A 12775-nucleotide genomic window follows, 5' to 3' on the forward strand; every position below is an offset into this window, starting at 1 on the left:
ATGCGGATTAACCTCTTGCTCGGTCTTGCAGTCGGAACGTTACTGCTGGCGGGCTGTAGCAGCTCCAATCAATTGAGTGCTGGCGGCGAACGTGTGACCTTCGTCGACCAACAACCCGCGAGTCAATGTCAGCTTCTGGGAACGCTTACTGGCTCACAGAGCAACTGGCTGAGCGGTTCAGGCGGTGAAGGCAGTTCATTGCGTGGCGCGGCTAACGACCTGCGCAACCGCGCGGCAGAAATGGGCGGCAACGTGATTTATGGCGCCACCAGCCCAACGCAAAATCTGCTGTCAGCTTTCGCGCCGCTCGACAGCAAAATGAGTGGCCAGGTGTATAAGTGCCCTTAAGGCGCAGCCGTAAAAAAAAGCCGCTTATGCGGCTTTTTTTATTCCTGACGCAGCTGCAAATCCAGCGGCGTCTTGCTTGGCTCTCCGCCGATTTCCCGCGCCAGTTTCGGTACCATATAACCTGAAACCATCGCCAATAGCTGACGCACTAATCCGCGAGCTTCCTCATCCGAGACAAAGAAGTGCGCCGCGCCTTGCACTTTATCCAGCACATGCAGGTAGTAGGGCAAAATGCCCGCATCGAATAACGCATTGCTGAGATTCGCCAGCGCCTGCGCATCATCATTCACCCCGCGCAGCAGCACGCTCTGATTGAGCAGCGTAACGCCCGCCCGCTTCAGCATCTGCATGCCATAACGCAGCTCGTCATCAATCTCTTGCGCGTGATTAATATGGCTCACCATCAGAACCTGAAGACGTGTGTCTGCCAGAATCTGACACAAGCTTTCTGTGATACGCGCCGGGATCACCACCGGCAAGCGGCTGTGGATGCGCAAGCGTTTCAGATGGGGGATTTTTTCCAGCGAGGCCACCAGCCACGCCAATTCATGATCTTTCGCCATCAGCGGGTCGCCGCCGGAGAAGATGATCTCATCCAGCTCCGGATGCGCGGCGATATAATCGATGGCAGCTTGCCAGTTACGCTTATTGCCCGGGTTATCCTGATACGGGAAATGGCGGCGGAAACAGTAGCGGCAATTGACGGCACAACCGCCTTTTACCAGTAGCAGCGCACGGTTTCTATACTTATGCAGTAAACCCGGCACGACACTGCTTTGTTCATCCAGCGGATCGGTGCTATAACCTGGCGCATCTATAAATTCCTGACGGCTGGTCAGTACTTGCAGCAGCAAGGGGTCTGTCGCATCACCTTTTTTCATGCGAGAGATGAAGGCGCGAGGAACGCGCAAAGCGAAAAGCTTGCGCGCATCCGCACCTTCAGCCAGATCTGCGTGCTGATCAAGAGCTAAAAGTTGCAGTAATTCAGCAGGTTCGGTCACAACATCAGCTAGTTGCTGCAACCAATCTTCTCTGGAAGGGGTTTTTAGGGTTACAATGTTTGCCATTTTTTTGGCTTAGTACCAGTATCAATTTTCGTAGAGGGCCTTCATGGCGACTTATTCTAGCAACGATTTCCGTCCCGGTCTTAAAATCATGTTCGAAGGCGAGCCTTATGCCATCGAATCCAGTGAGTTCGTTAAACCAGGCAAAGGCCAGGCATTCGCGCGTGTGAAGATGCGTCGTCTGTTGACCGGTTCTCGCGTTGAGAAAACCTTCAAATCTACTGACTCTGCCGAAGGCGCAGACGTTCGTGATATGACGCTGCAGTATTCTTACAACGATGGCGACTTCTTCTACTTCATGCACCCGGAATCTTTCGAGCAGTATCAGATCGAATCTAAAGTACTGGATGAAGTACAGAAGTGGCTGCAGGACAATGCAGATTGTATCGTTACCCTGTGGAACGATAAAGCCATCGCTGTTCAGCCGCCAAACTTCATCGAAGCTGAAGTGACCGAAACTGACCCGGGCCTGAAAGGTGACACCGCCGGTACCGGTGGCAAGCCAGCGACGCTGTCTACTGGCGCAGTGATCAAAGTGCCACTGTTCGTGCAGATTGGCGAAGTGGTAAAAGTTGATACCCGTTCTGGCGAATACGTTTCACGCGTAAAATAATCGTCAAAAAAGGCGCATCATTGATGCGCCTTTTTTCTCTCTGTGTGTCCCTTCTCTTTTTTCATCCGCCTAATCCGCAGTTTTTCAGATCAAGACTATGCTTTAAGAGCTGTACTTTTACTGCAACCAAAAAGGATATGGCTATGTTAAAGAAAAGTATTGTCGCGATATTTTCCGTGCTGGTGCTCTCGTCCGTTCTGACCGCCTGTAACACCACGCGTGGTGTTGGCGAAGACGTTTCGGCGGGCGGCAAGGCAATTCAGCGCAGCGCACAGTAAGATATCCCGGTGCGAAAGCCGCTTTCGCACCGGATCTCTCTATTTCTGCTCGACCCAAATCAATTCATCAACCGGGAATCCGGCATTTCTTGCCTGTTCAACCAGACGCTGTTTAACGCTCTCATCCAACTGCGGCGTACGTGACAAAATCCACAAGTAGCTGCGATTCGGTCCGCACACCAGCGCATAGCGATATTCTGGATCCAACGCAATCACGTTGTAGCCGCCATAGAACGGGCCAAAAAACGACACTTTCAGCGACGCGCGCTGCTTATCACCGGTGAAGTAAGCTTTGCCAACGCTCTCCTGCCAACGTTGTTTCTGCTGATTGTAGCCGCGGTTAATTACCTTCAAACCACCATCGTCACGCGGACTATAATTGGCGGTAACCTGTTGTAAGCCGCGTTCAAAACGGTGATCGAGGCGGGCAATTTCATACCATTGACCGAGATAGCGCTGGCTATCGAAACCTTCCACCACCTTGACGTCTTTGGGCGGCGTAGTCGAGCAGGCCACAGAGAGAAAGGCACTCAGGCTGGCGAGCAGGGTTTTCCATGGGGACATTGTGTGATTCCTTTACGATTTTAACGAGTTAAGTATAGCTGCCCGACACCAAACTGCTGCCTGCGCCCACTGACGTTGTTTGCCATCGCCAATGCGGGTAGACTTCCACCCCTTATTTGTATGAGGAGTCATCAACATGAGCGAAACGGCAAGCTGGCAGCCGAGCGCACCCATTGCCAATTTGTTGAAACGCGCCGCCATTATGGCGGAAATTCGTCGTTTCTTTGCCGATCGCGGCGTGCTGGAGGTCGATACCCCGGCGATGAGCCAGGCGACCATCACAGACATCCATCTGGTGCCGTTTCAGACGCGTTTTGTTGGGCCAGGCGCAGCCGAAGGGCGCGATCTCTGGCTGATGACCAGTCCGGAATATCACATGAAGCGCCTGCTGGCGGCCGGTAGTGGCCCGATTTACCAGATGGGTCGCAGCTTCCGTAATGAGGAAGCCGGACGTCACCACAATCCCGAGTTCACCATGCTGGAATGGTATCGTCCACACTACGATATGTACCGCCTGATGAATGAGGTGGACGATTTGATGCAACAGGTGCTGGAGTGCGACAGCGCTGAATCCCTGTCATATCAGCAGGCGTTTATCCGTCATCTGGAGATCGATCCGCTGTCGGCTGATAAAGCGCAACTGCGTGAAGTGGCAGAGAAGCTGGGTGAGGGCGAACTGGCCAATCGCGAAGAAGACCGCGATACGCTGCTGCAGCTGCTGTTTATGTTGGGCGTTGAACCGAAGATTGGCAACGACAAGCCGTGCTTCGTCTACCACTTCCCGGCCACGCAGGCTGCGCTGGCGGAAATCAGTACGGAAGATCACCGCGTCGCCGAGCGCTTTGAGGTCTATTACAAAGGTATTGAACTGGCGAACGGTTTCCGTGAGTTAACTGATAGCCGTGAGCAGCGCCAACGTTTTGAGCAGGACAATCGTCGTCGTGCCGCGCGTGGCCTGCCGCAACATCCTATCGATACGAATTTGCTGGATGCGCTGGCGCACGGTATGCCGGCATGCTCCGGCGTGGCGTTGGGCGTGGATCGTTTGATCATGCTGGCGCTGAAAGCCAGCTCGCTGAGCGAAGTGATCGCCTTCCCGGTCGATCGCAGTTAAATCATAAGGGCGCGCAAGCGCCCTTATGGTGTGGTGGTGGCGGGAGCGGTAACTTCCGGAAATTCCTGAATCGTCACCGGCAAGGTCATTTTCTTTTCATTGCGTAAAATCTGCACGTCAATCACCGAGCCTGGACGAATTTCTGCCACCTGATCCATGGTTTCCTGCGCCGAGAGCGCCGGTTTACCATTCACTTCCAGCAGCACGTCATTCGCCTGAATGCCGGCGCTATCCGCGGGGCCGCCAGGCGCTACATCGCTGACGATAATGCCCTGTACGCGATCGAGATTACTGCCCTGACCGTGCAGGGGCGGCAATTCGCGTCCGGTGATGCCGATATAGCCGCGAATCACCCGACCATCACGAATCAGCTTATCCATGATTTTGCTCGCCAGCGCGGTAGGGATAGCAAAACCAATCCCTTCTGGGGTTTCGCCATCGCTACTTTTATCAAACGTCAGGGTGTTAATGCCCATCAGTTCGCCAAGCGAGTTGATCAACGCGCCGCCCGAGTTGCCTTGATTGATGGAGGCATCGGTCTGCAGAAAGTTTTGCCGGCCAGATGAGCTGAGGCCAACGCGTCCGGTGGCACTGATAATGCCTTGCGTCACGGTTTGGCCGAGGTTGTACGGGTTGCCGATCGCCATTACCACGTCGCCAATGTGCGCGATGCGTTTGGCGTTGATGGGGATAACGGGCAAGTTTGAGGCGCTGATTTTCAGCACCGCCAAATCAGTCATCGCATCGGAACCTACTAAGGTGGCTTCGAAGAAACGTCCATCCTGCAGCGCCACGATGATCTGGTCGGCATTATTAATTACGTGTTTGTTGGTGAGGATATAACCTTTGCCGTTCATGATCACGCCAGAGCCAAGCGTGGTAATACCGCGATTATTGTTGCCGTGGGCGCTTCGGTTGTAGACGTTAACTACCGCAGGCACGGCACGTCGCACACCCTGATTAAAACTGACGGGTGCTTCATCATCGCTGTTGTCATGTTCAAAGGTGACGTTGCTGCCCATACGCAGCGCAGGGATCGCGACAAGCAGTAAGCCAGCCACGATCAGGCCCATCACCACAGAACGCAAAAGTTTAAGAAACATGGTGTTATTTCAAGCCAGGTGAGATCGCAGGGCAGAATAGCATGAGAAAGGCGGACAAACACCTGCTTGTCCGCCTGATGCGAGGATTATCGCAGAAGCAGGTAAATACTCTCTTCGCCGCGTACGACGTTCAGGGCCAGCACCGGCGGTTTGCCTTCCAGCACTTTGCGCATTTCGGCAATCGATGCCACGCGATTGCGGTTCACGCCGATGATCACATCGTCTTTCTGCAAACCAACTTGCTCCGCTGGCGTGCCTTTTTCGATGGCATCGACTTTCACACCTTTATCACCGGTTTTCGTCGCGCCGTCGCTCAGCGTTGCGCCTTGCAATGCCGGAGACATCAGCTGCGCGCTGGCGGTAGTCTGCGCGCTTTGTTCCAGCGTGACAGTGACGTTTATCGGTTTGCCTTCACGCAGCAGGCCGATTTTCACGTCCTGGCCTGGCGGCGTAGTGCCGACTTTGACACGCAGCTCAGCAAAGCTGGTAATCGGCTTATCATTGATAGAAGTAATGATATCGCCGGCTTTGATGCCCGCTTTCTCGGCGGCAGATTTCGGCAGCACTTCCGAAACAAAGGCACCGCGCTGCGCATCAACGTTAAACGCTTTGGCGATATCGGCGGTCATTTCCGTGCCTTTAATGCCCAGCTGACCCCGCTTCACTTCGCCGAACTGGATAAGTTGCTGCGCGAGGTTCATCGCCATGTTGGCGGGAATGGCGAAGCCAATGCCGATGTTGCCGCCGCTTGATGCCAGAATCGCGGTGTTGATACCAATTAACTCGCCATTCAGGTTAACCAATGCACCGCCGGAGTTACCGCGGTTAATGGCGGCATCGGTCTGAATAAAGTTCTCCAGCCCTTCCAGATTCAGGCCGCTGCGTCCCAGGGCTGAGATAATGCCGGACGTGGCCGTTTGGCCGAGACCAAAGGGATTACCGATGGCCACCGCAAAATCACCCACTTTCAGTGAATCAGAGTCGGCGATCTTCACCTGCGTCAGGTTTTTCGCGCCCTCGATTTGAATCAGGGCGATGTCGGTTTGCTCATCGTGACCAATCAGCTTAGCGTCATATTCGTTGCCGTCGCTCAGCTGAACGTTGATTTTGTCGGCGCCGTTTACCACGTGATTGTTGGTGAGGACGTAGCCTTTCGCCGCGTCAATGATGACGCCGGAACCCAACCCTTCAAACGGCTGCGGTTGGGATTGTCCTGGCGCCTGGCCAAAGAAGCGTTTCAGTGGCTCGGGGATATCCTGTGCCTGCTGGCCGGAATCGGTACCCTCAACATGCACACTGACCACTGCAGGCAGAACTTTTTCCAGCATCGGTGCCAGACTTGGCAATGCTTGTCCCTGAATCTGGGCGGGTAGCGTGGCCAGCGCGCTCGGCGCCGCGGCCAGACTCATGCCAATGCTCAAGGCTAATGCGCTCAACAGTCGTGCTTGTTTTTTCATTATGACAACGCTCTCGCTGCGAAAAGGAGATAAAAAACTGTGACAGTTGTTTGGGGCAAGGGTTCGACAAACTAAAAGGGCACAGCCAAGCTGTGCCCCAAAAGGATTAATTACGCGGTGCGCGGTCGCTGCCACGTAACAGGCCGGATGCGCCTTCAGAGTAATCACGCGGCATTTGTACCGGTGCCTGATCGTTATCCGCTTCGGCTTCCGTTAGTTGGTAGGCAAACGGATTTTTCTCGCCTGGCAGATTGGGCAGCAGGTCGTTCGACCCTTTCGCCATGTGCTGATACAGCTGGCGATAATCATGCGCCATATTGTCCAGCAGCTCGGCGCTGCGTGCGAAGTGGTTCGTGAGCTCCTCGCGGTAATCCGCCAGCTCAGCCTTCGACTTTTCCAATTCATACTGCATGCTACGCTGCTCACGCAGCTTTTTGTTGCCAAAACGCATGACGACTGCGCCGACAATAATGCCAATCACTAAACCAATCAGCCCGTATTCCCAGGTCATAATGACTCCCGTGTAATTTCCGTTGTTTCGTAGGGCATTGCTTCTGTTGCAACATCAACTTCAATAGCAGCCACTATACCCAATAATCCATTGGAAGTGGAACTATCAGGCAGCATCGCTTAGTGTAGAGCGGCCTAATTTTCGTCAACCAACCCGTGAATCGGACTTTTTCAGGGATTCTGAGAGAACCATGCAAACCTCATCTCCGCTTGCACGCTACGAGCAGGCGCTGTCGCAGGGCGAATTTCGCCCGGATGACGTACAACGAGAAGCGATTACCCGCTTAGATACCATCCAGCAAGGATTGATTGCCCGTCAGCAACACATTGAACCGGTTGCAAAAGGTCTGTTCGGGCGCTTGTCTAAGATGATCAGTAAAGAGAAAAGCACCAGCGATGCGCCGGTGCGCGGCCTCTATATGTGGGGCGGTGTGGGGCGCGGTAAAACCTGGGTAATGGACCTGTTTTTTCAGTCAATTCCTGGTGATCGCAAGCTGCGCCTACATTTTCACCGTTTTATGCTGCGCGTTCATCAGGAGCTGACGCAGCTGCAAGGCCACAGCGATCCGCTGCTGATTGTCGCCGATCGCTTTAAAGCGGAAACCGACATTCTCTGTTTCGATGAGTTTTTTGTCTCGGATATCACCGATGCCATGCTACTGGGCACGCTGATGGAAGCGCTGTTTGCACGCGGCATCTCGCTGGTGGCAACCTCGAATATTCCGCCGGATGAGCTGTATCGTAATGGCTTGCAGCGTCCGCGTTTTCTGCCTGCCATCGAACAAATCAAACGTCATTGTGAAGTGATGAACGTGGACGCGGGTATCGATTACCGCTTGCGCACCTTAACCTCGGCGCATTTGTGGAACTTCCCACTGAACGATGCCACGCATACCGAAATGGAGCGCATGTTCCGCGCGCTGTCAGGCAAAGCGCGTGAAGACGCGCCGGTGCTGGAAATTAACCATCGCCAGATGCCCACGCTGGGCGTGCATGAAGGCGTATTGGCGATTGATTTCCTGACGCTCTGTGGCGAAGGGCGCAGTCAACACGACTATATTGAGCTCTCACGCCGATTTCACAGTGTCTTGCTGTATGATGTGCCGGTGATGATTTATAAGACCGAGGATCAGGCGCGTCGCTTCCTTGCGCTGATCGATGAGTTCTACGAACGCCACGTAAAACTGGTTGTCGCGGCAGAAACATCACTGTTTGAAATTTATCAGGGCACACGCTTGAAGTTTGAGTATCAGCGCTGCTTGTCGCGTTTGCAGGAGATGCAGAGCGAAGAGTATTTGCGTCTGCCGCATCTGCCCTGATGACGTGGCAGAAATCGCAGGAATTAGATGCAAAAAGGTTCGATCTTTGAGTTCGACTTCTCTATAATCTTGCGACCCCACGTTACAGCATCGGTTTTCTTTCCCAAGAACTCGATGTGATCCGGTAACTCACTTGAAGGGGTGGCTTGCTGGGCAAAATGGTCGTGTGAGCCTCAATCGTTTACTTAGCGTTTGGGATTTCACCAACGTGTAACTTTTTATTTGGGTAAGCTTTTCAATGAAAACTTTTACAGCTAAACCAGAAACCGTACAGCGTGACTGGTATGTTGTTGACGCAACGGGCAAAACCTTGGGTCGCCTGGCGACTGAACTGGCGCGCCGTCTGCGTGGTAAGCACAAAGCGGAATACACTCCGCACGTTGATACCGGTGATTACATCATCGTTCTGAACGCAGAAAAAGTTGCTGTAACCGGCAACAAGCGTACTGACAAGATTTACTATCACCACACTGGCCACATCGGTGGTATCAAGCAAGCGACCTTTGCAGAGATGATCGAGCGCCGTCCTGAGCGTGTGATTGAAATCGCGGTTAAAGGCATGCTGCCGAAAGGCCCACTGGGTCGTGCTATGTACCGTAAACTGAAAGTTTACGCAGGCAACGAGCACAACCACGCGGCGCAGCAACCGCAAGTTCTTGACATTTAATCGGGATTATAGGCAATGGCTGAAACTCAAAACTACGGCACTGGTCGCCGCAAAAGCTCTGCCGCTCGCGTCTTCATCAAGCCGGGTAGCGGTAACATCGTAATTAACCAGCGCTCTTTGGAGCAATACTTCGGTCGCGAGACTGCACGCATGGTCGTGCGTCAGCCGCTGGAGCTGGTTGATATGGTTGGTAAATTTGACCTGTACATCACTGTTAAAGGTGGTGGTATTTCTGGTCAGGCTGGTGCGATCCGTCACGGTATCACACGCGCTCTGATGGAGTACGACGAGTCTCTGCGTTCTGAACTGCGTAAAGCGGGCTTCGTTACCCGTGATGCGCGTGAAGTTGAACGTAAGAAAGTCGGCCTGCGTAAAGCACGTCGTCGTCCACAGTTCTCCAAGCGTTAATTGTTTGCTGCTTCGGCAGCGGCAGTTGGCTCAAAAAACCCGCTTCGGCGGGTTTTTTATTGCCTGTATTTATGATTTTTTCCCACAAAAAACGCGAGCTTTGCCCGCATTTTGCCCGCAAATCATCACGCCCGCCCCACAAGCTGCTTAAAATCTGGTAAACTCACTGTCACTTTGCGCCTGCGAGACGCAGCGTTGTGCTTGTCGTTCCTGTCGGGAAGACCGGTCGATGCTTCTAACGCTGACGGTAGGCGAATCTGATGAGCCGGTGAGTCGCCGCGTGGTTGGCTATTCGCAGTATCTTTTTGTGAACAAACTTGGAGGTTTTCATGGCTGTCGCTGCCAACAAACGTTCGGTAATGACGCTGTTTTCTGGTCCGACTGACATTTTCAGCCATCAAGTACGTATTGTACTGGCTGAGAAGGGCGTCAGCGTGGAGATCGAGCAGGTTGAAACGGATAACCTGCCGCAGGATCTGATTGACCTCAACCCGTATCGCACCGTACCTACGCTGGTCGACCGTGAACTGACGCTGTATGAATCACGCATCATCATGGAATACCTCGATGAGCGTTTCCCACATCCTCCGCTGATGCCGGTTTATCCGGTTGCGCGTGGTGAAAGCCGTCTGATGATGCACCGCATTGAGCAGGATTGGTACAGCCTGATGCGCACCATCGAAACCGCCAACGGTGCCGAAGCTGATGCAGCGCGCAAGCAACTGCGTGAAGAGCTGCTGGCGATTGCGCCACTGTTCGCGCGCACGCCATTCTTCATGAGTGAAGAGTTCAGCCTGGTGGATTGCTATCTGGCGCCGCTGCTGTGGCGTCTGCCGCAGATGGGTGTTGATCTGTCTGGCGCGGGTTCTAAAGAGCTGAAAGGCTATATGACGCGCGTGTTTGAACGTGACTCTTTCCTTGCGTCACTGACGGAAGCAGAACGTGAAATGCGCCTGCAAGCTCGGGGCTAATGTATGGAAATGTCGCAACTAACGGCGCGTCGTCCCTATCTATTGCGGGCATTCTACGACTGGTTGCTTGATAACCAGTTGACGCCGCATCTGGTGGTCGACATCAATCTGCCTGGTGTGCAGGTGCCGCTGGAATATGCGCGTGACGGACAGATCGTTCTGAACATCGCGCCGCGTGCAGTAGGCAACCTTGACCTCGCTAATGATGAAGTGCGTTTCAATGCGCGTTTCGGTGGCGTACCGCGTCAGGTTTCTGTGCCAATGGCTGCGGTGCTGGCGATTTATGCCCGTGAAAACGGCGCTGGCACCATGTTCGAGCCTGAACCGGCTTATGAGCTGGCGACGGATGAGCAAGAGGGTAGCGGTCAGGAAGAGACGATGATGTCTGTGATTGATGGCGATCGTCCGGATGATGCGACTGATGACGATCACTCACCAGATGATGAACCGCCGCCGCGTGGCGGACGACCTTCACTGCGTGTAGTGAAGTAAAGCGTCTAAAAAGATGTGCAATAAAAAACGGGCCGATTGGCCCGTTTTTTTATGCCTGCGCGTCTTAGTAGACGTCGCGCAGGTAGCGTTTATCTTTCTTCAACTGATCAACGTAAGCCGCAGCGCGCTCGCTAGATAAGCCACCGAACTGACGAACCACTTCATACAGCGCCGCATCAACGTCTTTTGCCATGCGTGAGGCATCGCCACACACGTAGAAGTAAGCGCCATCCTGCAGCCAGGCATACAGCTCAGCGCCTTTTTCCAGCATGCGGTTCTGCACGTAAATCTTCTCTTCCTGATCGCGAGAGAAAGCCAGATCGAGGTTAGTGAGCAGACCTTTCTCCTGCCACGCACTCAGCTCATCTTCGTAGATGTAATCATGTGCCTGATGCTGATCGCCGAAGAACAGCCAGTTTTTGCCTTCCGCGCCGGTTGCCTGACGTTCCTGCAGGAAGGCGCGGAACGGTGCGATACCGGTGCCTGGGCCAACCATGATCAGCGGCGCATTGCCATTTGCCGGCACGCGGAACGCTTTGTTTGGCGAAATGAAGATCGCCGGCTTTTCGCCACGACGCACACGTTCAGCCAGATAGGTTGAGCACACGCCTTTACGTTCGCGACCGCCGCTGTGATAGCGCACGGACGCAATGGTCAGATGCACCTGATTGGGATGGGCTTTCGAGCTCGACGAGATCGAGTAGGCGCGATGCTGCAACGGACGCAGCATGGCAACGAATTCTGGTACCGACAGGCTGCGCGTCAGCTCAAGCTGCAGCAGATCCAACGTGTCTTTGCCCCACAGCCAAACGGCAAGGGTATCTTTATCGTCATGCTGCAATACGTGACGCAGTTCCTGGTTGGTGGTGTGCTGCCCAACCCACTCAATCAGTTTGCGTGACGGCTCGGAGATTTCGAACTGATAGGTCAGTAGATCGCCGAGGTTACGATCAAAGCTGGGTACGGGCGTTTCGTAATCCGCTTTCAGCTGAGTCAGCAGCAGTGAAACCAATGCCGCGTCGTTCACTGGAATGACACCCAGCGCATCGCCCGCTTCGTATTTCAAACCGCTGTCAGTAAGGTCGAACTCAAAGTGACGAATGTCTTTCGCCGATTCTTCTGCCGAGAGACGTTTGTTGGTCGCCAATGCGGCCGCATAAGGGTTCTGCTTATTGCTGCCCGGAATGACCGGCGCTTCTGGCGCGCTCTCAAGAGCGGTACCGCTGCTGCCCGCACTGGCGGCAAATTGCGGCATGGCCGTACCAATCCATTCACTGGAAGGCTCTTCGAAATCGATATCGCAGTCGATACGATCGGCGACGCGTTTCGCGCCGAGCTGTTCCAGACGCATATCAATGAATTTACCTGCCTGGCAGAAACCGTCGTAGCCGGTATCGCCAATCGCCAGTACCGCAAAGTGCATCTGCTCCAGACGCGGCGCGGTGCTGGCCGAAATGGCTTGCCAGAACAGCTGTGCATTGTCTGGCATTTCGCCTTCGCCGTACGTTGAGGTAACAATCAGCACGTGACGCATGGTGGCAAACACATCCAGATCCACTTCGCCCAGCGCCTGCACCACCGGCACCAAACCTTTGGCACGTGCGGCTTTAGCAGCTGTTTGCGATAGGGCTTCAGCATTACCAGTCTGTGAACCAAACAGGATATGCAGCTGGGTGTTGGCACCGGCAGCCGGCGCGCTCTGCTTATCTTCTAATACCAGCAGGCGCGAATGGAGACCGGCGAGAAAGCCCGCCAGCCAGTATTTCTGCTCACCGTTAAACGGTGCATCTTCAGGAATGTAAGGAATTTTCATCGGTACGACACTCAATCCTGTTCAATCAAAATATAAAGTCTAAATTACACATGT

Annotated in this window: 15 protein-coding genes; 9 read left to right on the forward strand and 6 right to left on the reverse strand. The window is 53.9% G+C overall.

Annotation, left to right across the window (positions count from 1 at the left end):
* Positions 1–348 carry a DUF4156 domain-containing protein gene (locus AC6I8K_RS02185; RefSeq protein ID WP_097095130.1) on the forward strand — a complete coding sequence of 116 codons (348 nt, stop codon included), beginning with the start codon at positions 1–3 and terminating at the stop codon, positions 346–348.
* Between the two features lie 38 nt (positions 349–386).
* On the opposite strand, the gene epmB is transcribed toward AC6I8K_RS02185, so the two are convergent.
* The gene (gene epmB, locus AC6I8K_RS02190) at positions 387–1415 is read right to left on the reverse strand and encodes an EF-P beta-lysylation protein EpmB (protein ID WP_497826165.1); all 1029 of its coding nucleotides are present in this window, start codon (positions 1413–1415) and stop codon (positions 387–389) included.
* Positions 1416–1458: 43 nt separating this feature from the next.
* Between epmB and efp the strand changes: the two genes are divergently transcribed.
* Both efp and AC6I8K_RS02200 read left to right on the forward strand, forming a co-directional pair.
* Positions 1459–2025 carry an elongation factor P gene (gene efp, locus AC6I8K_RS02195; protein ID WP_084934332.1) on the forward strand — a complete coding sequence of 189 codons (567 nt, stop codon included), beginning with the start codon at positions 1459–1461 and terminating at the stop codon, positions 2023–2025.
* Between the two features lie 143 nt (positions 2026–2168).
* Positions 2169–2303, forward strand: coding sequence for an entericidin A/B family lipoprotein (locus tag AC6I8K_RS02200; RefSeq protein ID WP_007886592.1), 135 nt, complete (start codon positions 2169–2171; stop codon positions 2301–2303).
* A 39-nt stretch (positions 2304–2342) separates the two neighbouring features.
* On the opposite strand, the gene AC6I8K_RS02205 is transcribed toward AC6I8K_RS02200, so the two are convergent.
* A complete protein-coding gene (locus AC6I8K_RS02205; protein ID WP_497826166.1) occupies positions 2343–2867 on the reverse strand; it encodes a lipocalin family protein in 525 nt (174 codons plus the stop codon).
* 136 nt (positions 2868–3003) lie between these two features.
* Here AC6I8K_RS02205 and epmA point away from each other — a divergent pair, with 136 nt between their 5' ends.
* Entirely contained in the window at positions 3004–3981 is a 978-nt protein-coding gene (gene epmA / locus AC6I8K_RS02210) for an elongation factor P--(R)-beta-lysine ligase (RefSeq protein WP_483816697.1), read from the forward strand.
* 23 nt (positions 3982–4004) lie between these two features.
* On the opposite strand, the gene degS is transcribed toward epmA, so the two are convergent.
* From degS to zapG, 3 genes are all read right to left on the reverse strand, one after another.
* Complete coding sequence (gene degS, locus AC6I8K_RS02215) at positions 4005–5084, reverse strand: outer membrane-stress sensor serine endopeptidase DegS (protein ID WP_497826167.1); 1080 nt, start codon at positions 5082–5084, stop codon at positions 4005–4007.
* Between the two features lie 86 nt (positions 5085–5170).
* Positions 5171–6541 carry a serine endoprotease DegQ gene (gene degQ / locus AC6I8K_RS02220; protein ID WP_497826168.1) on the reverse strand — a complete coding sequence of 457 codons (1371 nt, stop codon included), beginning with the start codon at positions 6539–6541 and terminating at the stop codon, positions 5171–5173.
* Positions 6542–6647: 106 nt separating this feature from the next.
* Entirely contained in the window at positions 6648–7052 is a 405-nt protein-coding gene (zapG, locus tag AC6I8K_RS02225) for a Z-ring associated protein ZapG (protein WP_064737767.1), read from the reverse strand.
* A 190-nt stretch (positions 7053–7242) separates the two neighbouring features.
* Here zapG and zapE point away from each other — a divergent pair, with 190 nt between their 5' ends.
* The 5 genes from zapE (at position 7243) to sspB (ending at position 10908) form a co-directional block, all read left to right on the forward strand.
* Positions 7243–8370 carry a cell division protein ZapE gene (gene zapE, locus AC6I8K_RS02230; protein ID WP_064737766.1) on the forward strand — a complete coding sequence of 376 codons (1128 nt, stop codon included), beginning with the start codon at positions 7243–7245 and terminating at the stop codon, positions 8368–8370.
* A 238-nt stretch (positions 8371–8608) separates the two neighbouring features.
* The gene (rplM, locus tag AC6I8K_RS02235; RefSeq protein ID WP_007886599.1) at positions 8609–9037 is read left to right on the forward strand and encodes a 50S ribosomal protein L13; all 429 of its coding nucleotides are present in this window, start codon (positions 8609–8611) and stop codon (positions 9035–9037) included.
* Between the two features lie 15 nt (positions 9038–9052).
* Positions 9053–9445, forward strand: a complete 393-nt coding sequence (gene rpsI, locus AC6I8K_RS02240) for a 30S ribosomal protein S9 (protein ID WP_007886600.1) — start codon at positions 9053–9055, stop codon at positions 9443–9445.
* 329 nt (positions 9446–9774) lie between these two features.
* Positions 9775–10416: a stringent starvation protein SspA gene (gene sspA / locus AC6I8K_RS02245; RefSeq protein WP_008104394.1), complete on the forward strand. Its 642-nt coding sequence runs from the start codon at positions 9775–9777 to the stop codon at positions 10414–10416.
* Positions 10417–10419: 3 nt separating this feature from the next.
* On the forward strand, positions 10420–10908 hold the full coding sequence (gene sspB, locus AC6I8K_RS02250; RefSeq protein ID WP_064737765.1) for a ClpXP protease specificity-enhancing factor: 489 nt from the start codon (positions 10420–10422) through the stop codon (positions 10906–10908).
* Positions 10909–10972: 64 nt separating this feature from the next.
* On the opposite strand, the gene AC6I8K_RS02255 is transcribed toward sspB, so the two are convergent.
* On the reverse strand, positions 10973–12721 hold the full coding sequence (locus tag AC6I8K_RS02255; RefSeq protein WP_064737764.1) for a sulfite reductase subunit alpha: 1749 nt from the start codon (positions 12719–12721) through the stop codon (positions 10973–10975).
* Positions 12722–12775: the final 54 nt, after the last annotated feature.

Source organism: Pantoea sp. X-Soil-ISGK-421 (assembly GCF_059730785.1).